The organism is Panacibacter microcysteis (assembly GCF_015831355.1).
Lineage (GTDB): Bacteria > Bacteroidota > Bacteroidia > Chitinophagales > Chitinophagaceae > Panacibacter > Panacibacter microcysteis.
The window spans coordinates 1276979-1303309 of record NZ_JADWYR010000002.1 but is presented as its reverse complement, the minus strand read 5'-3'; the positions used below and the strand labels follow the sequence as shown (position 1 = coordinate 1303309).

Annotated in this window: 30 protein-coding genes; 22 read left to right on the top strand and 8 right to left on the bottom strand. The window is 44.2% G+C overall.

Annotated features, from left to right (window positions below; all coding sequences use genetic code 11):
- The first annotated feature begins 110 nt into the window (after window positions 1-110).
- The 4 genes from I5907_RS17315 to I5907_RS17300 all read left to right on the top strand — a co-directional run bounded on the left by I5907_RS17315 (window position 111) and on the right by I5907_RS17300 (window position 4584).
- Window positions 111-593, top strand: coding sequence for a MarR family winged helix-turn-helix transcriptional regulator (locus I5907_RS17315; protein ID WP_196992056.1), 483 nt, complete (start codon window positions 111-113; stop codon window positions 591-593).
- Between the two features lie 8 nt (window positions 594-601).
- Entirely contained in the window at window positions 602-2158 is a 1557-nt protein-coding gene (gene hutH / locus I5907_RS17310) for a histidine ammonia-lyase (RefSeq protein WP_196992055.1), read from the top strand.
- A gap of 132 nt (window positions 2159-2290) precedes the next feature.
- Complete coding sequence (hutU, locus tag I5907_RS17305; RefSeq protein WP_196992054.1) at window positions 2291-3967, top strand: urocanate hydratase; 1677 nt, start codon at window positions 2291-2293, stop codon at window positions 3965-3967.
- A 119-nt stretch (window positions 3968-4086) separates the two neighbouring features.
- Window positions 4087-4584 (top strand): GNAT family N-acetyltransferase, encoded by a 498-nt coding sequence (locus I5907_RS17300; protein WP_196992053.1) that lies wholly within the window; start codon window positions 4087-4089, stop codon window positions 4582-4584.
- A 153-nt stretch (window positions 4585-4737) separates the two neighbouring features.
- On the opposite strand, the gene I5907_RS17295 is transcribed toward I5907_RS17300, so the two are convergent.
- A complete protein-coding gene (locus I5907_RS17295; protein ID WP_196992052.1) occupies window positions 4738-5436 on the bottom strand; it encodes a hypothetical protein in 699 nt (232 codons plus the stop codon).
- A 261-nt stretch (window positions 5437-5697) separates the two neighbouring features.
- On the opposite strand from I5907_RS17295, the gene I5907_RS17290 reads away from it, so the two are divergent.
- Complete coding sequence (locus tag I5907_RS17290) at window positions 5698-6396, top strand: hypothetical protein (RefSeq protein WP_196992051.1); 699 nt, start codon at window positions 5698-5700, stop codon at window positions 6394-6396.
- Window positions 6397-6405: 9 nt separating this feature from the next.
- Here I5907_RS17290 and I5907_RS17285 read toward each other — a convergent pair whose 3' ends face one another.
- Window positions 6406-7083, bottom strand: a complete 678-nt coding sequence (locus tag I5907_RS17285) for a TIGR02117 family protein (RefSeq protein ID WP_196992050.1) — start codon at window positions 7081-7083, stop codon at window positions 6406-6408.
- Window positions 7084-7240: 157 nt separating this feature from the next.
- Here I5907_RS17285 and I5907_RS17280 point away from each other — a divergent pair, with 157 nt between their 5' ends.
- From I5907_RS17280 to I5907_RS17265, 4 genes are all read left to right on the top strand, one after another.
- Window positions 7241-7501, top strand: coding sequence for a hypothetical protein (locus I5907_RS17280; RefSeq protein WP_196992049.1), 261 nt, complete (start codon window positions 7241-7243; stop codon window positions 7499-7501).
- Between the two features lie 96 nt (window positions 7502-7597).
- Complete coding sequence (locus I5907_RS17275) at window positions 7598-8266, top strand: Crp/Fnr family transcriptional regulator (RefSeq protein ID WP_346266791.1); 669 nt, start codon at window positions 7598-7600, stop codon at window positions 8264-8266.
- 89 nt (window positions 8267-8355) lie between these two features.
- Window positions 8356-9291 carry a ring-cleaving dioxygenase gene (locus tag I5907_RS17270; RefSeq protein WP_196992048.1) on the top strand — a complete coding sequence of 312 codons (936 nt, stop codon included), beginning with the start codon at window positions 8356-8358 and terminating at the stop codon, window positions 9289-9291.
- Between the two features lie 49 nt (window positions 9292-9340).
- Window positions 9341-9961: an alpha/beta hydrolase gene (locus tag I5907_RS17265; RefSeq protein WP_196992047.1), complete on the top strand. Its 621-nt coding sequence runs from the start codon at window positions 9341-9343 to the stop codon at window positions 9959-9961.
- A gap of 2 nt (window positions 9962-9963) precedes the next feature.
- On the opposite strand, the gene I5907_RS17260 is transcribed toward I5907_RS17265, so the two are convergent.
- Complete coding sequence (locus tag I5907_RS17260) at window positions 9964-10779, bottom strand: alpha/beta hydrolase (protein ID WP_196992046.1); 816 nt, start codon at window positions 10777-10779, stop codon at window positions 9964-9966.
- 349 nt (window positions 10780-11128) lie between these two features.
- Between I5907_RS17260 and I5907_RS17255 the strand changes: the two genes are divergently transcribed.
- Together I5907_RS17255 and I5907_RS17250 are read left to right on the top strand one after the other, a co-directional pair.
- Entirely contained in the window at window positions 11129-11683 is a 555-nt protein-coding gene (locus I5907_RS17255; RefSeq protein ID WP_196992045.1) for a hypothetical protein, read from the top strand.
- A 5-nt stretch (window positions 11684-11688) separates the two neighbouring features.
- Window positions 11689-12102, top strand: coding sequence for a hypothetical protein (locus tag I5907_RS17250; RefSeq protein ID WP_196992044.1), 414 nt, complete (start codon window positions 11689-11691; stop codon window positions 12100-12102).
- 17 nt (window positions 12103-12119) lie between these two features.
- Here I5907_RS17250 and I5907_RS17245 read toward each other — a convergent pair whose 3' ends face one another.
- Together I5907_RS17245 and I5907_RS17240 are read right to left on the bottom strand one after the other, a co-directional pair.
- Window positions 12120-12407, bottom strand: a complete 288-nt coding sequence (locus tag I5907_RS17245; RefSeq protein WP_196992043.1) for a chaperone modulator CbpM — start codon at window positions 12405-12407, stop codon at window positions 12120-12122.
- 6 nt (window positions 12408-12413) lie between these two features.
- Window positions 12414-13286 carry a DnaJ C-terminal domain-containing protein gene (locus tag I5907_RS17240; protein ID WP_196992042.1) on the bottom strand — a complete coding sequence of 291 codons (873 nt, stop codon included), beginning with the start codon at window positions 13284-13286 and terminating at the stop codon, window positions 12414-12416.
- Window positions 13287-13699: 413 nt separating this feature from the next.
- Between I5907_RS17240 and I5907_RS17235 the strand changes: the two genes are divergently transcribed.
- From I5907_RS17235 to I5907_RS17215, 5 genes are all read left to right on the top strand, one after another.
- On the top strand, window positions 13700-15256 hold the full coding sequence (locus tag I5907_RS17235; RefSeq protein WP_196992041.1) for a carboxylesterase/lipase family protein: 1557 nt from the start codon (window positions 13700-13702) through the stop codon (window positions 15254-15256).
- A gap of 204 nt (window positions 15257-15460) precedes the next feature.
- A complete protein-coding gene (locus I5907_RS17230; protein WP_196992040.1) occupies window positions 15461-16453 on the top strand; it encodes an amidohydrolase family protein in 993 nt (330 codons plus the stop codon).
- 131 nt (window positions 16454-16584) lie between these two features.
- Window positions 16585-17367 carry a hypothetical protein gene (locus I5907_RS17225; RefSeq protein WP_196992039.1) on the top strand — a complete coding sequence of 261 codons (783 nt, stop codon included), beginning with the start codon at window positions 16585-16587 and terminating at the stop codon, window positions 17365-17367.
- A 157-nt stretch (window positions 17368-17524) separates the two neighbouring features.
- Complete coding sequence (locus I5907_RS17220) at window positions 17525-17845, top strand: ArsR/SmtB family transcription factor (RefSeq protein WP_196992038.1); 321 nt, start codon at window positions 17525-17527, stop codon at window positions 17843-17845.
- Window positions 17842-18339, top strand: a complete 498-nt coding sequence (locus tag I5907_RS17215) for an SRPBCC family protein (RefSeq protein WP_196992037.1) — start codon at window positions 17842-17844, stop codon at window positions 18337-18339. The genes I5907_RS17220 and I5907_RS17215 overlap by 4 nt, the downstream gene beginning before the upstream one ends.
- A gap of 266 nt (window positions 18340-18605) precedes the next feature.
- Here the strand turns inward: I5907_RS17215 and I5907_RS17210 are convergent, their stop codons facing one another.
- A complete protein-coding gene (locus I5907_RS17210) occupies window positions 18606-19226 on the bottom strand; it encodes a hypothetical protein (RefSeq protein ID WP_196992036.1) in 621 nt (206 codons plus the stop codon).
- 12 nt (window positions 19227-19238) lie between these two features.
- On the bottom strand, window positions 19239-19808 hold the full coding sequence (locus tag I5907_RS17205; protein WP_196992035.1) for a papain-like cysteine protease family protein: 570 nt from the start codon (window positions 19806-19808) through the stop codon (window positions 19239-19241).
- A 264-nt stretch (window positions 19809-20072) separates the two neighbouring features.
- On the opposite strand from I5907_RS17205, the gene I5907_RS17200 reads away from it, so the two are divergent.
- The gene (locus I5907_RS17200; protein ID WP_196992034.1) at window positions 20073-20504 is read left to right on the top strand and encodes an EthD family reductase; all 432 of its coding nucleotides are present in this window, start codon (window positions 20073-20075) and stop codon (window positions 20502-20504) included.
- A gap of 153 nt (window positions 20505-20657) precedes the next feature.
- On the opposite strand, the gene I5907_RS17195 is transcribed toward I5907_RS17200, so the two are convergent.
- On the bottom strand, window positions 20658-21389 hold the full coding sequence (locus I5907_RS17195; RefSeq protein WP_196992033.1) for an RDD family protein: 732 nt from the start codon (window positions 21387-21389) through the stop codon (window positions 20658-20660).
- Between the two features lie 79 nt (window positions 21390-21468).
- On the opposite strand from I5907_RS17195, the gene I5907_RS17190 reads away from it, so the two are divergent.
- The 5 genes from I5907_RS17190 (at window position 21469) to I5907_RS17170 (ending at window position 26326) form a co-directional block, all read left to right on the top strand.
- A complete protein-coding gene (locus tag I5907_RS17190) occupies window positions 21469-22494 on the top strand; it encodes a stage II sporulation protein M (protein ID WP_196992032.1) in 1026 nt (341 codons plus the stop codon).
- The gene (locus tag I5907_RS17185) at window positions 22461-23339 is read left to right on the top strand and encodes a hypothetical protein (RefSeq protein ID WP_196992031.1); all 879 of its coding nucleotides are present in this window, start codon (window positions 22461-22463) and stop codon (window positions 23337-23339) included. Before I5907_RS17190 ends, I5907_RS17185 begins: the two co-directional genes overlap by 34 nt.
- 134 nt (window positions 23340-23473) lie before the next feature.
- The gene (locus I5907_RS17180) at window positions 23474-24181 is read left to right on the top strand and encodes a DUF4129 domain-containing protein (RefSeq protein ID WP_196992030.1); all 708 of its coding nucleotides are present in this window, start codon (window positions 23474-23476) and stop codon (window positions 24179-24181) included.
- Window positions 24168-25364, top strand: a complete 1197-nt coding sequence (locus I5907_RS17175; protein WP_196992029.1) for a DUF4350 domain-containing protein — start codon at window positions 24168-24170, stop codon at window positions 25362-25364. Before I5907_RS17180 ends, I5907_RS17175 begins: the two co-directional genes overlap by 14 nt.
- Window positions 25364-26326 carry an AAA family ATPase gene (locus I5907_RS17170; RefSeq protein ID WP_196992028.1) on the top strand — a complete coding sequence of 321 codons (963 nt, stop codon included), beginning with the start codon at window positions 25364-25366 and terminating at the stop codon, window positions 26324-26326. Before I5907_RS17175 ends, I5907_RS17170 begins: the two co-directional genes overlap by 1 nt.
- Window positions 26327-26331 lie beyond the last annotated feature (5 nt).

Genomic DNA, 26331 nt, shown 5'->3' with positions numbered 1-26331 from the left:
ATAGCCTGCAAGCAGCGTGCCGTATGAAGGGCACGCTTTAAAGTTAATTTTGCCATTTGCCTAAACTGCTTAATTTTGAAATTGTATAAGCACTTATATAATTTACCACGATGAACTTTTATCAATCCCTGGGCTTTTTGTTCTTTGGTACAAGACTCAAAAGACTAAGTGAAGTTTTCCTGAATGATGTTAATAAGATTTACCGGAAGCATAAGATCAGTTTTGATGCTTCATGGTTCCCGGTGTTTTACCTGTTGTCTGAAAACGGGGAAGTTTCTATCCGGGAAATCTCTAACGAGTTACGTATCTCTCATTCTGCAGCCAGCCAGATGGTAAGCAGTCTTCAGCAAAAAGGCTTTATAAAATCTGCTGTTTCTAAAACCGATGCCAGGCACAAAGCGGTAACGTTTACTGCGAAAGGTCAGAAACTTTTGCAAAAAGTACAGCCTGTATGGCAGGCATTGCAGGAAGCAATGGATGATCTTAGCAAAGAAAGCACCCAGAGTAAAAAATTGCTTGATGCGCTGACTGCGCTGGAGAATAACATTCAGCAGAAGGGTGTGTACGAGCGTGTGCAGCATAAACTGAAATAAACTTTTGTATGGAATTTAAATATGGTGTTCATCAACTAACGGTTCGTTTTGCGGGTGAAATAGCGCTGGGAAATATGAAAGGTGTTCTCAGTAAAGAAGCTGTAGAGCGGATAAAGCAAAGCGAGCAGCATGTGAAAGATATAGTAGCTGCCAATAAAACGGTGTATGGCATTAACACTGGTTTTGGTATACTGGCAAATACACCGATTTCTCCTGAAGACACTGTAACCCTGCAGCACAAAATATTACAAAGTCATAGTGTAGGCGTAGGGGAGCATATACCCGCAGAGGTGGCCAAACTGATGATGATAACAAAAGTGCAGGCGCTTGCGCAGGGTTTTAGCGGCGTACAGTTGCAAACACTGGAGCGCATTATCTGGCATATTGAAAATGACATCATCCCGGTTGTGCCATCAAAGGGTTCTGTCGGGGCCTCCGGCGACCTTGCGCCATTGGCGCACCTTTTTTTGCCATTGATCGGTCTTGGCCAGGTTTTTTATAAAGGCACGCCACATGATACGCATGAGGTATTGCCCAAACTGCATATATCGCCATTGAAACTTGGTCCTAAAGAGGGGCTTGCGCTGATAAACGGTACACAGTTTATCTTGTCATTTGCAGTAAAAGCAGTGCAGCGTATGCACAACTGCCTGGAGGCTGCTGATATTATCGGCGCAATGAGCCTTGAAGCACTCACCGGGACGAAGGCGCCATTTGATGAGCGTTTGCATGCACTAAGGCCATATGCAGGCAGTAAACTGGTGGCGCAAAGACTGCGACTGTTACTTAAAGATTCTGCCATCATGGAAAGCCACATAGACTGCGGACGGGTGCAGGACCCTTATTCTTTACGGTGCATGCCCCAGGTGCATGGTGCATCAAGGAATGCATGGCTGCACCTGAAAGAACTTACCGAAATTGAATTGAATGCTGTTACCGATAATCCCATCATATTATCCGCAGAGGACACTATAAGCGGGGGAAATTTTCACGGCCAGCCGCTGGCACTTCCGCTGGATTATGCCTGTTTTGCCGCCGCGGAAATAGGCAATGTATCAGACAGGCGGTGCTATCTTTTACTGGAAGGAAAGTGGGGGTTGCCCATGTTACTGATGAAAGACGTAGGGCTAAACAGTGGCTTTATGATACCCCAATACACAACGGCGGCATTGGTTACAGAAAATAAAACGCTTTGTTTCCCGGCAAGTGCAGACAGCATACCGACTTCATTAGGACAGGAGGATCATGTAAGTATGGGATCTGTGAGTGGCAGGAAACTGAACCAGGTAATAGATAACCTGGAATATATACTGGCGATAGAACTGTTGTCTGCCTGCCAGGCCATTGAATTTCGCAGGCCTTACAAAAGCAGCGCATTGCTGGAGTATGCGCACGACTATGTTAGGGAATTTGTAGGTTTTGCTGCCGAAGACAGGATTTTTGCAGAAGATATCAACCAGGTTGCAACGCTGATCAAGGATTTCTCTTTTGTGGACAATGTAAATGCTTTTGCGGCTTCAAAAGATATGGTATTGAATGATTCATTTGACGCATTTGCGTTGTAAGAAAAACGTTGCGCTGTATAAACCTGGTCGCTGCAGTTGCCATAAAAACGAGACCCCGAATTGAGCGTAGCAACAGGCGATGCCATAACGATCTGCAGTTGACAACATAAATATGCCAGACAAATAATTGTTATGATACAGACACAAAAGCGCTACGACGCTGTTAAATACAAAACACCCACCGGTGCAACATTAACCTGCAAAGGGTGGGTACAGGAAGCTGCCCTGCGCATGCTGCTAAACAATCTTGACCCTGAAGTGGCAGAGAGACCTGATGACCTGATTGTATATGGCGGCCGCGGCAAAGCTGCCAGGAATTTCGAAGCACTTGATAACATCATAGCAGCTTTAAAAGTATTGGAAAACGATGAAAGCCTGCTGATACAAAGCGGCAAACCGGTGGGCATTTTGCGTACACACAAAGATGCCCCACGGGTCTTGATCTCAAACTCGCAACTGGTACCAAACTGGGCCAACTGGAAGCATTTTGAAGAGCTCGAAAAAAAAGGCCTGATGATGTATGGCCAGATGACTGCCGGTAGCTGGATCTACATTGGCAGCCAGGGTATAGTGCAAGGTACTTACGAAACATATGCTGCTGCAGCCGATAAAGATTTTGGTGGTACATTACGTGGTACACTTAATGTTACTGCCGGTTTAGGTGGTATGGGCGGCGCACAACCCCTGGCGATTACGATGAACGAGGGTGTTGCACTAATAGCAGAAGTGGAAGAGTGGCGCATTGATAAACGTATTGAAACAAAATACCTGGATGAAAAATATACAGCGATAGATGCTGCTATTGACGCAGCTCTTGCATACAAACAGCAGGGAATGGCCAAAAGTATTGGCGTGCTGTGCAATGCAGTGCATTTATTACAGCGTTTGCTGGAAAGAAATATTGTGCCAAATACCTTGACGGATCAGACATCTGCACACGACCCGTTGATTGGTTATGTGCCGCACACACTTACAAATGAGCAGGCCAATAAGCTAAGACAGGAAAATCCTGAACAATATATTGACCTCAGTTACGACAGCATGAAGCTGCATGTGGAGCTGATGCTCGAACTGCAAACCAAGGGTGCTGTTACTTTTGATTACGGCAATAATATAAGGGCACGTGCAAAAGAGCGCGGGTTGCAGCAGGCATTCGATTTTCCTGGTTTCGTACCCGCCTACATCCGCCCGTTGTTTTGCGAAGGCAAGGGGCCTTTTCGATGGGCAGCATTAAGCGGCGATCCCGCTGATATTGCTGTGACCGATGAACTGATCATGCAGATGTTTCCTGAAAACAAAGGCATGATACGATGGATGAAAATGGCGAAAGAAAAAATCGCATTCCAGGGCTTGCCGGCACGCATCTGCTGGCTGGGGCAGGGAGAGCGGGAAAAGGCCGGGCTTGCTTTTAATGAACTTGTGAAAACAGGCAAAGTAAAGGCGCCTATTGTAATAGGCCGTGACCATCTTGATACTGGCTCTGTTGCATCGCCCAACCGCGAAACGGAAGCAATGCTGGATGGAAGTGACGCTGTTGCCGACTGGCCGCTCCTGAATGCCCTGGTGAACACTGCCGGTGGCGCAAGCTGGGTTAGTTTGCATCATGGTGGCGGTGTGGGCATGGGCTATAGCATACATGCAGGGATGGTTATTGTAGCAGACGGTTCTGAAGATGCGGCTGCGCGGCTGGCAAGAGTATTACGCAACGATCCCGGTATGGGTGTTATCCGGCATGCAGATGCGGGATATGAGACAGCAAAACAAACAGCCAGGCAACACCATCTCGATCTGCACGAAAGATTGAAGTAGCCAAACTGCCTGATTTTATAACAAAGGTGAATGAATCAATCGTTCACCTTTGTTATTTCAACCGGATTGCCTTTGCATAAGTATTTACCTTAGCATCCATTTAAAATAATGCAGCGCCTATGATGCCGCAACAAATCATTACAGAAAGGCTGGAACTTAATCTTATCAGTGAAGAAGACTATGCGTTTGTGCAGGAACTTGTGAACACAGAAGGCTGGATAAAATTTATCGGCGACAGGAATGTGCATTCCCCAGCCGATGCCGTGCGCTACATTCAAAAGATTATGCAAACGCCGCAGTTGTTTTACTGGGTGGCAACGATCAAAACAACAAAAGAAAAAGCAGGTATCATCTCATTCATGAAGCGCAGCTACCTCGATAACTATGATATTGGTTTTGCTTTTCTTCCGCGTTTCCATAAAAGCGGCTATGCACTGGAGGGTGCCCGAGCGTTGCTGACACTTGTACAGGAAGCATATGGACACGAGACTGTGGTGGCCACAACCATACCGGGTAATCTGGCATCCATCAGCCTGCTTACAAAAATGGGCTTTACGTTTAAAGAATGTATTACACAGGGCGGTGAGCAGCTAAATGTATACCAGCATCAAAAATAACTGAATAGCCTGTATACAAAGCGCCGGCAAATGCCGGCGCAGTATGTTTTACATCTTTGCTTTGATCTTCGCGTTTGCCTGGTATTGTTCCGGCAGTTGAAGTGAGTGACACAACCAAAGCCTCATGCAAGCACTATAGCCTGTACCATACAATTATTCTTTTGCAGTAGCCGCAGTTTGTGTAAGCTCATCCTCGAGCTTTATCACGAACTCTTTTGTCATGGCGATTATCTCCTGGTCATACGCAGCAAGATGTTCGGAGGTTGCAGACTTCCATGATTGAAAAAAACGTAGCCCCTGGTTATCTAATTTATTGTGTACGGTTATCTTACCGGTTTTTACGGTATTATCGTTTTGTGTAAACCTGTAAGCAACCACCAGGTCTTTTTTGTCGGGCTCCACATACACTTTGCTCCAGTGTACGGCGTATAGCACCAGCCATATAATATTCGTTTTATCAACCATAGAAAATACAGAAGGCGCCTGCTCTACCGTTAGTTCCAGTTGCTGACCATTCAATACTTTGTCAAGGCTTCTTGCTGAAGCTGTATTGAATGCCTTGCTAAAATTTGCAGTACCAATTTGTTTGTTCAGTTCACAATCGAACCTGTGATCGATCTTCCAGTAAAACAGCAGTGGTATTGTTTTGGTGTGGCTGGTGGTGGCCGATACTTTGTCTGAGGTTTGAGTAGCAGGCAAGACCTTTACGTTGCCGGCTTTTTTCTTAACAGTAATTTCGGGCACCTGGTCATTGTATTGTGCAGATACATATGCATCAAATTTTTTGGTAGTTACACAACTGCTGAATACAAGCAATAATACAATGTAAGCGGGATAAGAAATAGACTTCATACGAGGGTTGAAATTTAGCCTGCAATATTAGGCGATTGCGCACATCCTAAAGATCAATATGCTATCCGCAACAGATTTTTAAGTAAATTTTTATGCTGCGCCTGTGGTTGTCTTTTTTATGTAACGGGCGATAGTCTTTCAATGAAGCGCCTGTTGTGTCACTCACTTGTACGTTTGGTTGGTGTGGCGGCTGAGGCGATCCGAATGCTGACTTGATTAATGTAACAAAATGTTTTATTTGCATACTTTAAAACAGGATAAATGCCATTATTTAAAACAGTTAGCTGCTTAATAGCCGCCATAACTTTTATGAACTTCAGCTCTGCAATACAGGCGCAACAATTAGATATTCCTATTCACTACGTTTTGGTAGATTCTGTTTCAGGAGATCTTGATAAAGACAGTAAAAGGGAACTGGCAGTTATATACAATATGGATGACAGTGACAGTGCTGAATCTGAAGGTGTTTCAAGGGTGCTGATTGTATACCAAAACAACAACAACACATGGCAGCCGTGGCAAAAATCTTTTCAGGCAATTTTGGGTAGCAGAGATGGCGGAATGATGGGTGACCCGTATGAGGAAATGATGATAGAAAAAGGAATATTAATGATCAGCCAGGGCGGAGGAAGTAGTTGGAAATGGAATTATACAGATAAATATCGTTACCAAAACGGTGCATTCTATTTGATCGGGTATTCGTCGAACGCCGGAAAACCTTGTGAGTACTGGCTGAATGTAGATTTTAACGTGGTGACAGGATTAATGATTGTAACAAAAGAATACGAGGAGTGTGATGCAAACAACGAGGACAAGGCGCCGGAAATTTATAAGAAAGAGCATGAAACGCTATACCGGAAAGGTTTTAAAATAACCTTGCAGGCCAGAAATAAAAACGACATAGTAGTAAAAACGCCTGTTTATAAACATGAAATATACCTTGCTAGAAAAAGGGAATAGCTGCTTATATCAATGAGTATACTTTAAAAAGATACCTGTATCGAAAATGGTCCACACACAACATCGTTGTCCGCTGGCTTTTAAAGCATCGTTTGCCCATGTGTTACAGGTTTTAAACAAATGATAGCTGCCCGTGCCTTCGTAAAAAGCATCTGTACTTCCATAATTTGCGTTTGTATTAATGTATATGAAATTGCCCTGCGGGTTTTTGTCAAAGCTTTCTCTCATATAATCCACAAGTCTTTCGTATTGCCCCTTACTGATCATTATCTTTTTGCACGAAGCATCTTCTTTTAGTGTTTTATAGAATGTGGTATGCATGGCAGACGTGCTTAGTGCGAATGCTGCTTTAAATGCAGTACTGAATGTAAGATCATCCCATGTCGGGGTTTCGAGATAAAAACCTTTATCGCCCCAGCCCATGGCTACATACCTGTAATTACTGTCTTTGGAAACCGTATTGCCAAACAAAATCTGTGTTGACCAATCTGTTACCTCAGATTTTACCGGCACCACGATGTCAGTATGCACACCGTTTGTTTTTATATAGATTGCTATATCCCTCGCTGCAGCAGCTTCTTCGGCTATCGTAATTCTTGAAAGTATATAAGCAGCAAGCAGGTAAGCTGTTATAAATAATAAAAAACCTGATATTATTCTGGCTGCCAGTTTGAGTATCGTTTTCAAATTATCCGGAGGTTTTTGTGTAGGGGTTACCTGCAGCCAAAGTAATAAAAAACCTGCGTATTTGTGTCAGGTGCACATACACCTTTTAGTGGAAATAATTGGGGCATTTTATGAATCGTCTTGTATATTCGCGGCTTCAAGAAAAATCCGATATAGTATGGAGTTTGCAGGCGCAGGTAATGAGTTTTTATTGCATTTGAAATCAGCTAACATTGAAACACAACACAACATTATTTTGGAACTGCTCAACAGCGAACAGTTTGGCGCATCGCTCATCAACTACAAATTATTTGAAGCAGAAAGTAAAGCGGCTTACCGCATAAGGATGTTGCCTTCTGTTCTTATCCTTTTCAAGCGGCGGTTCGACCAGCTTATCAGGTACGAGCTGCTGGAATTATTTGAATACAAGGAATGGTAGTTGCAACCTGCCTGCACAACCGAATAGCAGCACGATTGCTGTTGTGAGGTTTGTATGCACCGCGGGCCGGAGCTGCCATGAAAGCGGAACGCACAAGTGAGTGACACAACAGGCGATGCCACCTGGCCTGTTGCCGGTAACACAATGCTTACCCGAATAACTTATTTTGCAGGTATGAAAAACGATGTTTACACATTGATAGATTTAAACGTGCAGAAATATACCCGTGCGGCAGACCATGACCTGCTTATTCTGCATGAGCTGGCAGAGATCAAAAAAATTGCAAAGAAAACATTGTTGTTGTCTGAAGGTGAAATATGCCGCTTTGAATTGTTTATTAACAAAGGCTGCATCCGCAATTATTATATAGATGACAAAGGCGAAGAGGTAACACTGCAGTTTGCAACAGAAGGCTGGTGGGTAAGCGATATTGCCAGCTTTAACGAGCGTACACACAGCCGGATGTTTATCGAAACACTTGAAGATTGCGAGGTGTTGTGGTTTACACCGGAAACCAAGGAACTGCTGTTGCAAAAAGCGCCATGCTTCGAGCGTGTGTTCCGCATACTGGTGCAGCGCAACCTGGCACGCATACAGGAAAGATTATTCAGAACGATTGCTACCACGGCTACAGAAAAATACCTTGATTTTATTGAGCGATACCCCGGTATTCCGCAACGGGTGGCGCAGCACTACATCGCCAGTTACCTCGGCTTTTCACCTGAATTTTTAAGTAAGGTGAGAACCAAGCTTGCAAAAAAATAAGTCATTACCTATTTCTTGAACTGGTTCAATGTTTTCAACCCTGGCTTTATGCGATGTTTGCATTGTAAAAAACAATAAAAACAAAGCATATGGAAAATACAATCTCTGGCATACACCACATAACTGCAATAGCAGGAGATGCCAAACGTAATTTTGATTTTTATACGAGGGTATTGGGTTTACGTTTTATAAAGAAAACGGTAAACTTTGATGACCCGCACACATACCATTTCTATTTTGGTGATTATGAAGGTACACCTGGTACAATCCTCACATTCTTTCCCTGGGGCAGTGCGATAAGACCCGGCAAGCGCGGCGCCGGAATGGCTACAGAAATAGGGTATGCTGTGCCTGCAGGCAGCCTGGAATTCTGGCAGCAGCGATTTGAGACATACAACGTGATCTATAATAAACCGGCAGAAAAATTTGGCCAGCGCTATCTTACTTTCCTTGATCCTGACGGGTTGAAATTTGAAATGATCGAAGTGCCAGGTGACAACCGCAAGCCTTATGTAACGGCTGAAGTAGGCGAAGCTGTTGCTACACGCGGCTTTTACAATACAACGCTTACACTAAACAACGCAGGGCCAACGGCGCATATACTTACAGAGGTGTTTGGTTACAGGCTATTGTCTAAAGAAGTAAACCGGTACCGCTACATTACCGATGCTGCAGATACCGCAAACGTGATAGACATCGTTGAAATACCTTCAGAAAACCGCGGTATTGGTGCCGGGGGCACCATACACCACATCGCTTTTCGTGTAAAAGACGATGTCACGCAAATGAAGTTCTACGAAAAGATCTCTAAAATGGGTTTGCACATTACCCCGCAGATCGACCGTAACTATTTTCACTCTTTGTACTTCAGGGAGCCGGGTGGGGTGCTGTTTGAGATCGCTACCGATAATCCCGGGTTTACGGTAGATGAGCCACTGGAAGAACTTGGTAAAAATTTAAAACTGCCGGCGCAGTACGAGTCACAAAGGACAGCCATTGAAAAACATCTTGTAGTACTTGATTAATAAATATAACGGGCTGTTTTACGGGCAGCCTGTTTTTAATAATATGGTTATGAACACAACAATTAATCGTGCAGGAAAGACTATTGAAACAGCCTCTAAAGCATTGGTCATGTTGCATGGCAGGGGCGCATCTGCTGAAGACATTTTGGGTTTGGCGGCTCACTTACAGGTAGCTGATGTTTCTTTGCTTGCACCACAGGCGGCAGGCCATTCATGGTACCCTTATTCGTTCATGGCGCCTGTTGCCAACAACGAACCTCATTTAACCAATGCACTTAAAGCAGTGGATGAGGCTGTACAGCTTGCCCTGCAAAATGGTATTGAGAAGCAGCACATATACCTGATGGGTTTTTCGCAGGGTGCATGTCTTGCCGCTGAATATATGGCGCGCAATGCAGATCGGTTCGGCGGGCTTATTGCTTTTACCGGTGGCCTCATAGGCGGGCAGATAAACAGGAGCAACTATGCAGGTAAATTCGATGGCATGCCGGTATTTATCGGTACTTCAGACCCCGATTTTCATGTGCCCGTAGAAAGGGTGTATGCTACGACAAATATTTTGAAGGAAATGGGTGCTGTCGTAACTGAGAAAGTCTACAGCAATATGGGGCATACCATCAACCAGGATGAAATAGACCACGCCAACAGGTTACTTGCCGGCGCTCTGTAGGCCTATTGTACCTGCTTACTGATTGCTGCTACTTTTTGGAGCAGTAACGGGAATGCAGGTACGGCCATTCCTCCGTGGTCGTAGCCATCCATTTCATACAAAGTGGTTTCCTTATGGCCGGCAAGCTTCATCATCCTTGCCAGGTAAGCATTCTCCTCGTACCGGCCGTAAAGCTCCATTTCGCGGTCTCCTGTAATCAGTAATACAGGTGGCGCATCTGCTCGCACATGGTATAGCGGTGCAAATGTGTCAATGATAGGTTGTGTGGCCTTTATACCACGTTCCTGTCTTATGGTAAAATGCGTAATTGCCTGCCCGCTGAAGGGAATCAAACCCGCTATTTTATTCGCATCAATAGTATAACGTTGCAGGTATTGTTTGTCAAGCGTCACCATCATACCAAGATAACCACCCGCAGAATGGCCGGATATAAAGATCAGCTTATCACTTCCTCCATATTCCTGTATGTGTTTGAAAACCCATGCCACTGCTGCTGCGGCATCTTCTATATATGCCGGTGCTTTTGCTTTGGGCGATAACCTGTAACCTACACCTGCCACAGCGTAACCCTTGTTTTTCAACTGTTCTGGAATTTCCTTGTTGCCCCCTGTAATGCCACCACCATGAAACCATACAATGGTTGCATAACCTTTTTTATCGGCAGGGTAGTAGAGGTCAAGTTTGCAACGCTCCGCTATGTATGCATCACCGGTATTTGCAGAGTCTGCATAATAGCTGATGTCCGTCTTTGTCTTGTATTGTTGTGCAGATGTGGTTAGCCAGCTTATCGTCAGCAACAGCGCCAGTAGTTGTTTCATCCTGCAATATAAAAGATAATTGCCGGGTAGCAGGCACAGGGGTTTACCTGCTCGAAAACCGGGATTGATAATGTTGTAAAATGTGGTTTTTTAGTTGCACTGAATGCTTTATCTATTGTTGTTTCAGCGGTAGCATTTACTGGAATGAAAACTGAATTTAATGATGTTATCAAATGTAGCATTTCATGGCATCGCCTGTTGTGTCACTCGCTTGTGCGTTCGGTTGTTATGGCAACTGCAGCGTTTTGTTTTATCCTGTACAGCCTGCAGTGCGCGTTTCATAGTATACTGATCGTCGTCATGTTTTTTTCTGATTGAAAATTTTTCTTTTACAGCAAAGAAATATGCAATGGTAACATTTGCTGACCGCCTGTCAGGTTCAGACATCAGATCAATCGGTAACGTAGACTCCGTTATCAGCGATATAAAGAATAAGCACGATTTCGACCAGTTATTTTTGTTGCTGCACAGCAGCGACCGGGTAATTGCCATGCATGCGGCAGACGCCATAGAGAAAATAACTAGAGTGCACCCGGGATATTTGGAAGGCCACGAGCAGGCTGTAGCAACTATTACGCTGCATGCTGCCAGCAAAGAGCTACAATGGCACATGGTTTTGCTGGTGCCGCGTATCACGCTCTATAAAGAAGACCAGCACGCGGTGATTTTTAAGATCATAGCATGGGCAAAAGATAAAGAGCAGTCAAAAATTGTGCGTGTAAACGCGTTGCAGGCATTGTATGAACTCACGATGAAAGATGTTTATTCAAAACACGCTTTAAAGAAGTTGTTGCAGCATATAGAACAGGAAAACATTCCTTCTTTGAATGCCCGTATCAAAAAGATCGTTCACCTGCTGCCTGAATGTAAAGGTGGTGGAGATTGCAGTTGCTGCGCATTGTAATTGCCATGAGAAATTTACCACGTATACTGGCACTTGTGTTACTGGCCGTTAATGGCGCAGGCGCAATATATGGCGGCTACCTGCTTATGACAGACCCTACGGGCCACGCATTACAAATGCCCCATGAATGGATTGAGCATACGCCTTTCAAAGATTTCTTTGTTCCGGGCGTAATTTTATTTTTGGTAAATGGTATCTGCAGCTTCATTGTTATCATAGCAACAATTGTACAATACCGCAAAGCGGCCGCGCTCATTTTCGTGCAGGGTTTATTGCTTTGCGGCTGGATTTTTCTACAACTCCTGCTTACGCTGAAATATCATCCGCTGCAGGCAATAATGGGTGCTATTGGTCTTTTGCTAATGATTACCGGCTACCAGCTCACACACCGCGATACAATAGTTGCACAGGCTGATTAGCCGGCGGCTGTGTAGCATTACAGGCCGTTTAATTTGTTGGTCAGTTGTTTTATTTCTTCCTGCATGGCATCAATCCTGTTCAACAGGTGCGCAATAGCTTCAATGCCTTCGAGGTTTATTTCCATTTCGGTATTCATCCGCACAAATTTTTCCAGCCTGGGCAGTTCGTTTACAGGAATACAAACTTCTTCCTGCATGGCCGTTACTTCAATTAACCCGGATTCACTTAAAGACAATACGAAAGATTGTTCAACACTGTGGTGAAAACAAAACTGCTGCAATGAGATCATTTCTTCTGTTCCCATAATGTGTTATTTAAGTTGCGCTAATGCAGTAAACAATTCTTTTTGTCTGGCGCTAAGGTTGGTCGGCAGTTTTACATCAAACGTTACATACAGGTCTCCGGCCTCTCCTTCTTTTTTGTAAACTGGTACACCTTTGCCCTTTAGCTTTATTTTAGTGCCATTCTGTGTTTCAGGGTTTACTTTCAGTTTTACTTTCCCGCCCAATGTGTCTATAATTACTTCGCCGCCAAGTATGGCCGTATACAGGTCTGTAGTTACCGTGGTATAAAGATCATTCCCGCTTCTTTTAAATACCGGGTGCGGGGCAATTTCGAACGTAATATACAGGTCACCGGCAGGGCCGCCGTTAATGCCGGGTGCGCCATAACCTTTTAGCTTTATCACCTGCCCGTTTTCCACACCTGCAGGCACTGTAATACGGATATTTTTATTGTTAACGGTAAAGGTTTGCTGGTGCGTTTGCATAACATCGTTCAGGCTCAGTGTAAAGGTGGCATTGTAATCCTGTCCACGGTACTTTGACTGGCTTCTTCTGCCTGATGCGCCAAACATTGATTCGAAAAAACCGGAAAAATCTTCATCTCCTGTACCTGAAAAATATTCATATTCCTGGCCGCCACCCTGTCTTGCTTTTTGTTGTTCAAATTGTTCCGCATGTTGCCAGTCTTTGCCATACTGATCATATTTTTTTCTTTTTTCCGGGTCGCTCAGCACTTCGTTAGCCTCGTTTATTTCCTGGAATTTTTTGTGCGCTTCTTTATCGTTTGGGTTGAGATCAGGGTGTAATTTCCTTGCGAGTTTACGGTAAGCTTTTTTGATGTCTTCGTCAGTAGCATTTTTGTCAACACCCAGCACTTTATAATAGTCGATGAATTCCATATCAGCATTTTACAAAATAAAGTTACGTTTTTGCAGTTTGTTTTTTACAAACACCTATCATCCAGCCAACATATTTACCCGCGGTTGAGCTGTTATTTTCTTTTTGACGTGCCGGGCTGCATTGCTACTATTTAGCTTTTGTTGCGTCGCACTCTTGTACGTATAATCGCTATGCAGCATTGTGCGGTTTTGCAGCAGTTGCATAAGCTGGCTCATGGCCTTGCCTGCAACAGCCGTTGCGTGAAGCAACTGCCAGGTCAACTGCATTTATTCTGTAAAAATTACGCAATCAATTTTGAAAGTTGGTAAATTGCAAAGAGGTAGCTTTATTTCCCTTTTTCGTCGCATAATTTACAACCATATTTTTTTCATTCAGATATTTAACCGCAAACATCAATTAAAAGCATTGCCTTATGAGTCGCAACCACATCCTGCTAGCAGCAGCCAGTTGTATTGCTGTCTTTTGTATACATCATTCTTTCGCGCAGGTTGCACCAGCCTTTGAGCAGGTAAAAGTAGCAGGTGGTATTGTATCCGGTATGGAAGATAAACAGAACGGTATCACCGTATTCAAAGGTATTCCTTTTGCTGCGCCACCGGTTGGTGCATTACGCTGGAAAGCGCCACAGCCCGTACTGCCCTGGAATGGTGTAAAAGCATGCACAAATTTTGGGCCCAGCCCAATGCAGGCAAGCCCTGCGCCGTTCAGCATGTGGAGTGAAGAATTCCTGATTCCAAAAGAGCCGATTTCAGAGGATTGTTTATACCTCAATGTGTGGACTGGCGCAACATCTTCCAAAGAAAAACGGCCTGTGCTGGTATGGATTTATGGAGGCGGTTTTGCCAGTGGCGGCAGTGCCGTACCAATATACGATGGAGCAGCCATGGCAAAGAGAGGGATAGTGTTTGTAAGTATTAACTACCGGGTAGGCATTTTCGGCTTTTTTGCGCACCCCGCACTTACCAAAGAATCGGGTAAAAATGCATCGGGCAATTATGGGCTTATGGACCAGGTGGCCGCACTACAATGGGTACATGATCATATACCAGCGTTTGGCGGCGATGCTGCCAATGTTACCATTGCCGGCCAGTCTGCGGGTTCTATGAGCGTAAACTACCTGGTGGCCTCGCCGCTGGCCAAAGGTTTGTTTAAAAGAGCTATTGCGCAAAGTGGTGCAAGTTTTACCAATGCCAACCCGCCGTTGAAAACAGCCGAGCAGGATGGTGAAAAAGTGATGCAGGCTTTGCAGGCAAATTCCATAGAAGAAATGCGCACCATTCCGGCCGAGACATTAATGAAGCAGGGTGGCGGTTTACGCAGGCCAATCATAGACGGTTACGTACTGCCTGATGCAATCGTCAATATTTTTAAACAGCATAAAGCAAACGAAGTTGACCTGCTTACCGGCTGGAACCAGGATGAGGGCCTCATGTTTGGCCCGGTAAAGAACGCGGCAGATTTTAAAAATGATATGACCAGTACCTATGGTGCAAATGCCAAAGCTCTGCTGCAATATTATCCTGCGGGCAATGACGAGGGGGCTGCAAAAGCTCAGCTTGACCTGTCCCGGGATGTGATTTTCGGCGTGCAGAACTACACGTGGGCAAATATGCAAAGCCTTGCTGGTGGTAAAGTATTCATGTACCGCTTTACACGCAAAGTGCCCGGCACAGGAGTGTATGCCAGGTACGGCGCCTTCCATACAGGGGAAGTGCCGTATGCGTACGATAACCTCCGCTTTGTAAACCGACCATGGCAGTCAGCAGATCATCAACTGGCCAAAACAATGTGTGGCTACTGGGTTAATTTTATTAGAACAGGAAACCCTAACGGTAAAGATTTGCCTGTATGGAATGCTTATAACACAACAGGTAAAAATATTGTATTGCTGGGCGAGGCGGTTAGCAGTGCGCCACTGCCTGATGCACCTGCACTGGATTTGCTATGGCAGGAGTTATCAGCCAGATAATTTGTACCGTTTCGGCGCGTGTTGTTTATTTCGCAATAGCTGAGTTTGCAATGTCGTGTTTGAGCAGGTGCTCTCAACAAAAGAACGCCGCACATGCTGCATAGTATTGTTGCAGTACAAGAGTGCGACGCAACAAAAGCCCAATAGTAGCAACGGTATTGGGTTCATAATTATTCTTAAATCTTACCAAATCAAATTGTTTTTATGTCAATGAAAGTAAACTTGTTTTTTATTGTTGCGCTTTTATACAGTGTTGGTATGAATGCCCAGCAACCTGCAGCAAAACATTTACCCATTATAGATGTGCATGTGCACGCCATGAAAATGAATCCTGCATTTGCAGCAGATATGTGTCCGTGGTTTTTGAGCGATATGCCTGGTGGTGACCCTAACCAGCCACCTCCGGCATTTATCAATACAGATTGTGCTATGCCGCTGAAAGCAGCCAGGAGTGATAAAGAGTTCCAGGATTCGCTGGTAGCAACAATGAAACGTTTGAATATGACGATCATTGCCAGCGGAGATGGTGGTATTATACGCAACTGGCAAAAGGCTGCACCGGCGGGAAGGGTTATTCCCAGTATTGGCATCAGTTCTTCCAATGAGATGACCGTTGTAGCTTTTACAGATTCACTGTCGGCCGGTTTCTATAAAGTAATGGGAGAGGTAGCGCCGCAGTATGCAGGCCTGTCGCCCGCTGATACATCGCTCGATGCCTATTTTGCAGCGGCAGAAAAACTAAACATACCGGTAGGTATACATATGGGTACCGGTGGCAACGGATCGATCAACATCAATAACCCAAAGTACAGGGCATCTTTGGGCAATCCTTTCCTGCTGGAAGATCTGCTGGCAAGGCATCCTAAACTGAAAGTGTGGGTAATGCATGCAGGCTACCCGATGGTGAATGAAATGATTGCGTTGATGGGTGCTAACGCTTACGTGTATGTAGACATAGCCGGTATGATATGGAGTTACCCGCTGGCAGAGGTGAATGATTATATCAGGCGCCTGGTACAGGCGGGTTTCGGAGAAAGAATTTTGTATGGAACTGATCTGATGGTTTGGCCAAAACTATTGGAAACATCGATCGGTGTTATTGAAAATGCCAACTATTTATCATTCGACCAGAAGAGGGATATACTCTTTAATAATGCTGTCCGCTTTTTCCGGCTGGATGAGGCGCAGTATAAGTAATGTTATTACCCGCTACATGTTTTACGCATTTCATCGGCTATAACCACATTTCATACATGTTTGCAACTGCCTGCGCAGCAGACGGGTATTTCTTTGTGTTGTAATTATCTCACTAATAAATAACCTACAACATGAAGAATGCCTTTTATCTTTTAGTACTTGCAGCAGCGTTTTTTACATCATGCAAAAAAGACGACAAACCTGCACCGGGTCCGGGCCCGGAGCCAACACCGCAAACAGCTATACAGAAATATGTGAATGGCGATGATTACATAGCATTTACATATGCCGGCGATGCAATAACACAGGTAACAGTAAAAACAGAACTGGCCACAGCCGGCGATGAAGCACAGTTTGACGTTTTATACAACACTGATAAAACCATCAAAGAACTCAGGGGCAGCAATGGCCAGCAGATCGTTCCGCTGTATGAAAGTGGCCGGTTGGCAAGAGCAGACATCATGGAGCAGGATGTGAGGCTGGGCCAGACTGTGTACAATTATGAAAATGATCAACTGTCTATTGCCACCATTTACCTCTCTGACGGTGAAGATCTGTTGCCTGCGCTGGAATTCAGGTTTACTTACAGTGCCGGCAACATTATGGAAACCGTGATAATGGTAGCAGATGAAACGCCCAATCACATGGTGCGTGCAGGCAGTGTAAAAATGGAGTATGATGCACACGCAAATCCATTGTACGCGTACAATGACCTGTTGATGTTGTTCTGGCAGGTGGCGTCTGAGAACAATGTTACCGTAGAAAACCACCTGAATGCGGAGCTGCAGGCAGAAAACAAATACGTTTATACTTACACTTACCTGGATAATGGTTTGCCCGCAAGTGCAGCCGTTAAGATTGGTTTGCCGGGCACGCCACAAACCGATGCCGCTGTTGATTTTATATACAAATAGTTTTTGCGCATAGTTAATACACACACAGCCGGGCTTTTATAAGCCTGGCTTTTTTATGTGGCAATAATCGTACAGAAAAAAGTTTACACAAAATTTGCGAAACCAAATAGTTGCGCATATATTTGCAACCGAATGGTTTCCTAAAATAGATTAACCGATGCGCAGAGACATATTCCAGGCAATTGCAGACCCCACGCGGCGTGCAATCATTGCCCTTATTGCATTGCAGGCTATGACGCCCAATGCCATTGCAGAAAACTTCCACACTACCAGGCAGGCAGTATCAAAACACCTGCGAATTTTAACAGAATGCGAACTGGTAAAACAGGAGCAACAGGGCAGAGAAATTTATTACTCATTAGAAATCGATAAAATGAAAGAGATTGATCAGTGGTTAAACCAGTTCAGGAAAATGTGGGAAACCCGTTTCAATCAGCTCGACAAAGTATTATCAACAATGAAAAAACAAAAAAAATGAACAACAACCTGTTATTCGATTTTACGGTAGACAAACCCGCTAAAACGGTTACCATTACAAGGGCGTTCGACGCTGAACTTTCACTCGTGTGGGATGCCTTCACCACTGCGGAATTGCTCGACCAATGGGTGGCGCCTAAACCATTTTCTGCTAAGACAAAGTATATGAACTTCACAGTAGGGGGTAAGCGCCTTTATGCAATGGTTAGTCCTGACGGGCAGGAGCGATGGGCATTGCAGGAGTACAAATCAATTACTCCGAAAACCAATTTTAAAATGTTCAATGTTTTTTGTGATAAAGATGGTAACCCTGAGCAGCATGGCTCTGACTGGGATTATAATTTTAGTGAACAGGATGGTATAACAACGGTGTACATAACTGTCTACAACGAATCTTTCGAACGCATGGAAAGTTTACTCGAAGGATTTAAACTGGGCTTCACTTCCACGCTGCAAAATCTTGATAATCTTCTTGCAGATCTAGCTAAAAAATAAACCCCGAAGTTCTCACCGGCGCAGTTTATTCTTTCCGGATGTTTGCTGTAAGCAGTAAAGAATGGTGCGTTTTTCAGCAGCGGTTTTTCATGGCATCGCCTGTTGTGTCACTCACTTGTGCGTTCCGTTTTTATGGCGGCTGTGGCGATCCGTGATAAATGAACTGTAAACTATTTTCGACGGCAGGTGTGGCTGACTATATCGTCACTTTATTTATAGGCACACCCCCGGCAAAAATGCCGGGGGTGTTTTTTATAGATTAGCAGCTACCAGGGAAGACCGTTATATGTGTTGGCTGTTGATACAAGTAACTTAACAAACAAATCCGCATCTCTTATTTCGCCTATTCTTGTATGCAGCAGGTCACTTTGCTGCAGGCTTGCAAACTGCAGTTTGCCGTTTACCGCGGGCAAAGCCGCGAAATAAAAATTAAGTGAAGGAATTCTGACAATTGATGTTGTTTTGTTGGATACAAAACCTTCGGTTTGCGCCAATGCTTTTGCAATGCCCGCATTAGCAAAACCTTTTACAACAAACCGCTCTTTGATCAGCTCGAGATCAACCATTGTTATTGTTTTGCCGCTCCGGCTGTCTATAATGGTGCATACATACCTGTTAATTGGAATGATCAGCGGTTGTATATCTCCACCCTGGTATTGTTTGAGTGCATCCAGTTGAATGAGGCTTGTCGGTAACACTTTATCAGCTTTCAGGGTTGCTACATTCATGCTTGAATCAATGCCAAGCATCTTATAATTTTCTTTTGTAACTGTTGCTGCAAGCGTTTTCAGGAAACTGTCGGTGGCAGCTTTTGCCTGCCCGGTGTTTTGTGCATGCAGGCTGGTAATTAAAGCACATGCAATAAATAAGGCAAATATCTTTTTCATGGTTTGGTTCTTTTATTTTTTTGTGATGTTGTAGTAATCATTCCAGTGCGTGTGGTCGGCGCCGCTAACATACTCCTCGTAAGTTATCAGGCGTTGGTTGCCTTCATTCGGTGGCCACGGATCATTAATGCTTACAAAATTCGTGTTGTTAAAAACCGCATAACCGGTAATAACCATCATGTGCCCTCCGCCGCCATTCCAGTGCCAGGAAAACGCGATGGGTTTTTTCAAACAGTAGATTTGTTTTTTTATTTCATCCCAGCTAAGCGCTGCGTTTGCGGTAACAGAAGCGGTAAAGTTATACTTTTCAAATTCGGGCCATCCACCGTTTATACAGGCTGCAGGCACGGGATCGTTGCAGCAATCTGTACGGCCAAATCTTTTATTGGCTTCATCACACTGCGCTACGTCTGTACCAAGGAAGTCCATACACATCTCCCCACTGGCCGCCCAGCACCACATACTTGTTTCCTGGGCTCTCAATGGCACCGGCTGGCTTCCGATGATGGCATTTGGCGTACAACATCCTGTTGCAAGGGCAATCAGCAGGATGGAAAGAAAGATATACATTGAGTATTTCATAAAACGAAAGATTGAATGAGTAAATAAATGTTGGTGATTTATATTGTACAATAATCTTTCACAAAAGTATTTTCAATATGGGGTTGTGTCAAGCGTACCAATACGGAATAAAAATATCAGGTATAACTACCATTACCGCGGGTTTATACTTTTTGCAGCCTGGATGTTATAAGCACAATTATGTGTAACAAGATTTGTGATTTTAAAAGTGCGGGTAAATTTTCTCCAAAAAACCAAATCGCCTTATCTTGTAAAAAAAAGTTTATGCGGCGGTCAAAAATCATTGTGCTGTGCACCATACTTATGGCATTGCTAAGTTGCAAATCTGGTCAGTTAAACCAATCTGCCACACCCGAAAAGGGAATGGTTAAAGTAGCTATACTGTATGCCGGCGGAGAGGGTAAAACGTTTGACATGGATTATTATGAAAATAAACACATGCCAATGATGGCCGGCCTGCTGGGTAAAAATTTAAAGTTTTATGAGATTGATAAAGGTATCGCGGGCAGAACACCCAACGATCCTGTGCCTTTTGTAGCTATCGGTTACTTCTATTGTTACGATATGGCCGAATACAATAAAACGATTGCCCAAAACCGGGAAGCCATTGTGAGCGACATCAAAAAATACACAAATATTCAGCCCACCATACAAATAAGTGAAGTAAGGCAGGTAAAATATAACACAACAAAATAATGGCTGTATAAAATTGAAAAATGAGTTTTCACCGGTATTACCGGCTACCAGCTTTTGAAAAAGCTTAGTGCCGTTGCACCCTGCCCAATTAACTTCCCCAGGTACAAGTGAGTGACACAACAGGCGATGCCACCTGCACTGCAGCCGGTTACATTATTGTTGTTCTTTGGAAGCAAGATGATTGTAATCGCTAAGCAAGACGTATAAAAAATTCATGGGGTCATCGTACTGGTTCTTTACATGCAAAATGTTTTCCAGCTTCTCCGTAGTTTGCCATGCCAGTATGTTGTTGCCGCTTTTACGCACATTAATCATCACTTCCTTGATCAGTTGCATATCGCTGTCTTTCAGGTTTACTACTTCGGGGTATGTAACAATGTAACTGGTATCAACCGTTGGCACATACAGGGTTTGTTCTATGCCGGTACGTGCTTTTGTTTTTACCAGGGTGGTGCCCGCTACAAGGTCGCCAATGCGCTGGTGTTTTTTCGTGGCCGCCACCACTACTACGGCAATCAATCCGCTGAACATGAGCAGGTCTATAAGCCTGAATATCCAGCGTATAAGATATTGGCTGAATGTGGGCTGGTTGCCATTGAGGCTAATGACTTTTATGGCCATCACTTTCTTGCCCACAGACTGGCCATTTAAAAATACTTCGCTCAGCAAAGAATATAAAGCCGCGGGTAGCATAAGCAACAGGAAAAACACTATACCACCTTCGCCAAATGAATCGGCCGAAATACCCAATACCATTAGCAGTATTACAACGTATGCAATTTTTATAATGTCGTCTACGATAGAAGCAATGATCCTGTCTCCCAGGCTTGCGAGCTCATATTCCAGCTCTATATTTTGGGTTGTGGTGATTGAAATAATAGCCATAAACCAAAGATGTATAAATAATTTTAATTTTCCGTATTGTATTGATTAACCAGTTATTTTTATACTTTATAACCCTGCTATGCGTGAAGCCCAGTTTTTGAAACAGAATGCGGAGAAGTGGAAGCAGTATGAACAGGAATTAAACATCGTTATTCCTACAGATACGCTTGCCGGCCGCTTTGTTGAACTTACAGACGATCTTGCTTATGCCCGCACATTTTATCCGAAAAGCAATACGGAGAAATACCTGAATGGTCTTGCCGCACTGTTTCACCAAAAGATATACCGCAACAAAAAGGAAAAGAAAAACCGCATATTCTGGTTCTGGCAGTACGAACTGCCCTTTTTATTTAAACGCTACCAAAAGCAGTTCCTGTATGCTGCTGCTCTTTTTGTATTGTTTGCGCTGATGGGGGCGTTGTCTGCAAAATATGACGATAATTTTGTGCGCCTCATTCTCGGGGATGATTATGTAAACATGACTGCCGAAAATATAGACAAAGGCGATCCTTTTGGCGTGTATAAGCAGAGCGGCAGCCTGCTTATGTTTTTAGGCATAGCAGTAAACAATATCCAGGTTTCGTTTTGGGGTTATGTTCTGGGCATTACCTTATCGCTGGGTACGGTGTGGTTGCTGCTGAGTAATGGGCTTATGATGGGTTCCTTTCAATACTACTTTATTTCAAAAGGCCTTGGTGCAAAATTTATTCTGGTGGTATTCATTCACGGCACGCTGGAACTGTGGAGTATCATTATTGCAGGCGCCGCGGGTATGATACTTGGCAACAGTATCCTGTTTCCCGGTACCTATACAAGAATGCAGTCCTTCCTGCGTGGCGGAAAAGACGGTCTTAAGATTGTGCTCGGGCTGATACCGATGTTTATTACTGCAGCGTTTTTTGAGGGCTTTGTCACGCGCTATACAGAAATGCCCCTGGTCGTAAGCATCAGCATACTGGCAGCGTCGCTGTTGTTTATTGTATGGTATTTTATTATTTATCCCACACGTTTGCATAAACGAATTGCAGGTGTTACTGCCGGCGAACAAACAGGTAATCAAAACTTCAATGCATGGATCAACAAAAAGTTCAGCTTAGAAAGCTGAGAGATTTCGGCGAAAATTTCAGTGATACTTTCCAGTTCATCAGGCAGGAGTTTAAACCACTGATGCTGTCATTTATTTTGGTATCGGGGGTTTTTATGCTGGTCACCGCAATCGTATCAGGTTTATACCAAAAGACAGCCTTTGGTTTTCTCGATCAGCTGGAGACCGGCGTGTTTACGCCACGCACTTTCTCTGACACATTCAACAGTGTGTACCTTTTAATGATCCTTTTTTCCATGCTCAGTATAATCGCCATGCAAACCGTGGCAGCTATATATATGAAGCATAGAGAGCGGTTTGGTGAGTCACCTTCTATGCAAGACGTGTGGAGCGGTTTTACCAGGTTTTTTCCAAAGGTCTTTTTTTATGCTATACCGGTGTATTTGCTGATCATCATCGGCTTTTTCTTTTGCATACTGCCGGGCATTTACCTCGCCATTGTATTTACGCCTTTTGTCTTCGTGGTGGTAGATGAAGAAAGATCTTTTGGTGATGCGTTCAGCCGTTGTTTTGACATCATCAAAGAAAACTTCTGGATATCGCTGGGTATCTATTTTGTAGCGTATCTTATTTATGCTGTTTTTGCCGGCGTTATCGGTGTGTTTGTAGGCCTGTTTGCGGGCGTGGGCTCTTACTTTACAACCAGGGAATTAAGTACCACTGCGGCCTGGGTGATGTCTGTACTCAACGTGGTGCAGTATATTTTTTATGTCATTTTCTTTGTGTCTGTAGGGTTGCATTATTACAACCTGGTAGAAGCCAAAGACGGCACCGGCCTGGCAAAAAGGCTGGAAGGTTTGGGCGGCAACTCAAATGTGAATGACAACATAGAAGAACAATATTAACAGTATGTACCCGGCTGCAGAACAGGCATTAAGCGCCTGTTGCGTCGCACACATGTACTGTATAGCATGTATCAGCAGCCCCGGTTCGGCCTGCGTTTGTTGTTAAGGCAGTCGCACTTAAACTAAAAACATTCATGAGAATTCTGTTGGTCATATTATTTACCTGTAGCACTGCTGCACTCTTTGCGCAGGAAAAAGTATTGTACGATTCTGCTGCGGTAGCAACCAGGACTTTCAAAACCGAAAGCTTCGATCAGTATAAAACAGATACCGATTTTCAATACGACCGGGAGCTTGTGCAAACGCCTTCCATCATAGATCGTTTCTGGGCATGGGTGTGGGAAAAATATGAAGAGATCATGAGTACCGAAGCAGGAAAAACCACCATGACAATTTTGTTGTGGGCACTGGGGCTGGGCGGCCTTGCATTCTTTATTTACAAGATCGTAAAGATGAACAGGTATGCGCTCTTTACCGCCAATGAGCGTGGCCATATGCCTTATAAAGTAGAGTCAGAAAATATTCATGCCATACAATTTGACGAAGCCATCAACGAAGCAGTACAGCAGGGCAATTACAGGCTCGCTATAAGATTATCTTACCTGCAAAACCTAAAACTGCTCGCAGACAGGTTGCTGATAGACTGGCGCCCCAATAAAACCAATACCGATTACTGGAAAGAGCTGGATGCTGTTGCCTTAAGACCAGCATTCCGCACCATTACAAATATATTTGAGTATGCATGGTACGGCAGTCATTCAGTAACAAGAGACGATTTTGAAACAATGCGTACAGAGATTCACCAATTCAAAAACCAGTTGCAGAACATTGAGAACAAGTAAAATCTTCATCATCGTTTTCGCGGTTTTGTTCATCCTGTACATTGTGGTGCAGTTAAACAAACCCAGGGAGTTTGACTGGACTCCCTCGCTTTCTTCCACCGATAAAAATCCTTTCGGCACGTTTGTGCTGCATGAACAACTGAAGCAGCTTTTTCCTTCAGCCGATATACAATCGCACCGGGTTCCCATTTACAATGTGCTGCATGATGTGTATGCAGACAACAGTGCATATATTTTACTCACCGCACGCTTCACGCCCGGCGCTGCCGATCTGTCTGCCATGCTGGATTATGTGAGCGCAGGAAACACCGTACTCATTTCTGCTGTTGATGCAGATAAAAAACTGCTCGATACACTGGGCCTTTCTTTCCAGCCCTTTGCCGGCTTTATGGAGAAAGATTCCACCACCATTAACTTTGTAAATCCTGCACTGCATACAGTAAGAGATTATGGTTTCAGGCGCCAGACCATCGATGGTTATTTCAACAAGATCAATAAAAAAGATTCCATCATCGTGCTTGGCACCAGGAGCGATACTTTGCCCAATTTTGTAAAAGTGTTGTATGGCGATGGCTTTTTCCTTGTACACGCAGCACCCATTTGTTTCAGCAACTATTTCATGCTCTACCGCAATAACCAGGAGTATACAGCCAAAGCATTATCGTACATTCCAAAAACTGTCAAAACACTGCATTGGGATGAATATTACAAGCTCGGCCGGGAAGGTGCCTCTACGCCGTTGCGCTTTTTCCTCAACAATGATTTTCTTAAATGGGCACTGTGGCTTTCTGTTACTGCGGCATTGCTGTATGTACTGTTCCAGGCAAAACGAAAGCAGCGCATCATACCCGTTATTGAGCCGGTGAGAAATACGACACTCGAGTTTGTACAAACAGTGTCGTCCGTATACTTTGGCCAAAAAGACAATAACAGCATAGCCCACAAAAAAATATTGTTCTGGCAGGAGTATATCAGGCAGCGTTACTATCTTATTGCAACGGTAATGGATGCAAATTTTGTGCAGCAGCTTGCCCGCAAAAGTGGTGTATCCAAAGAACTCATTGAAACAATATTGCAACACATACAACGTGCGGAAGCACAGCCAAAAATAACAGACGGGCTGCTCATGGAACTTACAGGCAGCATCGATGAATTTTATCAACTATCCAAAAAAATAGTGTAATGGAAATAACAACCAACGTAGCACAGTTAAATGAAGCGGTAGATAAAATAAAAGCAGAGATCGGTAAGGTAATTGTAGGCCAGGAAGAAATGATTGAGCTGCTGGTTACCGCATTGCTGGCAGATGGGCATGTGCTCATAGAAGGCGTACCTGGTGTTGCAAAAACATTAACGGCCAAGCTGCTGGCAAGGTGCATAGAAGTGCCTTTCAGCCGCATACAATTTACGCCCGATCTTATGCCCAGTGATGTGATTGGCACTTCTGTCTTTAACCCGCAAACCACGGCATTTACATTTAAGCAGGGGCCGGTATTCAGCAACATTGTTCTTATAGACGAGATCAACCGCTCACCCGCAAAAACACAGGCTGCATTGTTTGAGGTAATGGAAGAGCGACAGATAACCTACGATGGCGTTACCTACACAATGCCGCAACCGTTTATGGTGCTGGCCACACAAAACCCGGTAGAGCACGAAGGCACGTACAGGCTGCCGGAAGCACAGCTCGACCGTTTTCTTTTTAAAATTGAAGTGGGTTATCCATCGCCGGAAGATGAAGTAAAAATTCTTGAACATGCGCACAAAGGCATTACAACACATTTCAGCCAGGCCGTGCAGCCGGTGATGAGCAGTGCAGAAATTGTACAGTACCGCCATGTTGTAACCGGCATACACATTGAAGAAAAAGTTTTAAAGTATATCGCCGAGCTGGTGTATGAAACACGCAATAACAAATCGATCTTCCTTGGTGGCAGCCCACGTGCATCAGTAGCTGTGCTACGTGCCGCAAAAGCAATGGCAGCAATCAATGGGCGGGATTTTGTTACACCCGATGATGTAATCCGCGTATTGCACCCGGTGCTTTGTCACCGCATTATTCTTACGCCTGAAAGGGAAATGGAAGGCGGTACAGCGGCAGATGTTATTAAAGATATTACACGCAAAATAGAAGTGCCAAGATAGGTTTG

Bases quoted from the DNA above. Each gene is read 5' to 3' on its own strand.
- I5907_RS17315 (WP_196992056.1), top strand. From the start codon at position 111: ATGAACTTTTATCAATCCCTGGGCTTTTTGTTCTTTGGTACAAGACTC.
- hutH (WP_196992055.1), top strand. From the start codon at position 602: ATGGAATTTAAATATGGTGTTCATCAACTAACGGTTCGTTTTGCGGGT.
- hutU (WP_196992054.1), top strand. From the start codon at position 2,291: ATGATACAGACACAAAAGCGCTACGACGCTGTTAAATACAAAACACCC.
- I5907_RS17300 (WP_196992053.1), top strand. From the start codon at position 4,087: ATGATGCCGCAACAAATCATTACAGAAAGGCTGGAACTTAATCTTATC.
- I5907_RS17295 (WP_196992052.1), bottom strand. From the start codon at position 5,436: ATGAAGTCTATTTCTTATCCCGCTTACATTGTATTATTGCTTGTATTC.
- I5907_RS17290 (WP_196992051.1), top strand. From the start codon at position 5,698: ATGCCATTATTTAAAACAGTTAGCTGCTTAATAGCCGCCATAACTTTT.
- I5907_RS17280 (WP_196992049.1), top strand. From the start codon at position 7,241: ATGGAGTTTGCAGGCGCAGGTAATGAGTTTTTATTGCATTTGAAATCA.
- I5907_RS17270 (WP_196992048.1), top strand. From the start codon at position 8,356: ATGGAAAATACAATCTCTGGCATACACCACATAACTGCAATAGCAGGA.
- I5907_RS17265 (WP_196992047.1), top strand. From the start codon at position 9,341: ATGAACACAACAATTAATCGTGCAGGAAAGACTATTGAAACAGCCTCT.
- I5907_RS17260 (WP_196992046.1), bottom strand. From the start codon at position 10,779: ATGAAACAACTACTGGCGCTGTTGCTGACGATAAGCTGGCTAACCACA.
- I5907_RS17255 (WP_196992045.1), top strand. From the start codon at position 11,129: ATGGTAACATTTGCTGACCGCCTGTCAGGTTCAGACATCAGATCAATC.
- I5907_RS17250 (WP_196992044.1), top strand. From the start codon at position 11,689: ATGAGAAATTTACCACGTATACTGGCACTTGTGTTACTGGCCGTTAAT.
- I5907_RS17245 (WP_196992043.1), bottom strand. From the start codon at position 12,407: ATGGGAACAGAAGAAATGATCTCATTGCAGCAGTTTTGTTTTCACCAC.
- I5907_RS17240 (WP_196992042.1), bottom strand. From the start codon at position 13,286: ATGGAATTCATCGACTATTATAAAGTGCTGGGTGTTGACAAAAATGCT.
- I5907_RS17235 (WP_196992041.1), top strand. From the start codon at position 13,700: ATGAGTCGCAACCACATCCTGCTAGCAGCAGCCAGTTGTATTGCTGTC.
- I5907_RS17230 (WP_196992040.1), top strand. From the start codon at position 15,461: ATGTCAATGAAAGTAAACTTGTTTTTTATTGTTGCGCTTTTATACAGT.
- I5907_RS17225 (WP_196992039.1), top strand. From the start codon at position 16,585: ATGAAGAATGCCTTTTATCTTTTAGTACTTGCAGCAGCGTTTTTTACA.
- I5907_RS17220 (WP_196992038.1), top strand. From the start codon at position 17,525: ATGCGCAGAGACATATTCCAGGCAATTGCAGACCCCACGCGGCGTGCA.
- I5907_RS17215 (WP_196992037.1), top strand. From the start codon at position 17,842: ATGAACAACAACCTGTTATTCGATTTTACGGTAGACAAACCCGCTAAA.
- I5907_RS17210 (WP_196992036.1), bottom strand. From the start codon at position 19,226: ATGAAAAAGATATTTGCCTTATTTATTGCATGTGCTTTAATTACCAGC.
- I5907_RS17205 (WP_196992035.1), bottom strand. From the start codon at position 19,808: ATGAAATACTCAATGTATATCTTTCTTTCCATCCTGCTGATTGCCCTT.
- I5907_RS17200 (WP_196992034.1), top strand. From the start codon at position 20,073: ATGCGGCGGTCAAAAATCATTGTGCTGTGCACCATACTTATGGCATTG.
- I5907_RS17195 (WP_196992033.1), bottom strand. From the start codon at position 21,389: ATGGCTATTATTTCAATCACCACAACCCAAAATATAGAGCTGGAATAT.
- I5907_RS17190 (WP_196992032.1), top strand. From the start codon at position 21,469: ATGCGTGAAGCCCAGTTTTTGAAACAGAATGCGGAGAAGTGGAAGCAG.
- I5907_RS17185 (WP_196992031.1), top strand. From the start codon at position 22,461: ATGGATCAACAAAAAGTTCAGCTTAGAAAGCTGAGAGATTTCGGCGAA.
- I5907_RS17180 (WP_196992030.1), top strand. From the start codon at position 23,474: ATGAGAATTCTGTTGGTCATATTATTTACCTGTAGCACTGCTGCACTC.
- I5907_RS17170 (WP_196992028.1), top strand. From the start codon at position 25,364: ATGGAAATAACAACCAACGTAGCACAGTTAAATGAAGCGGTAGATAAA.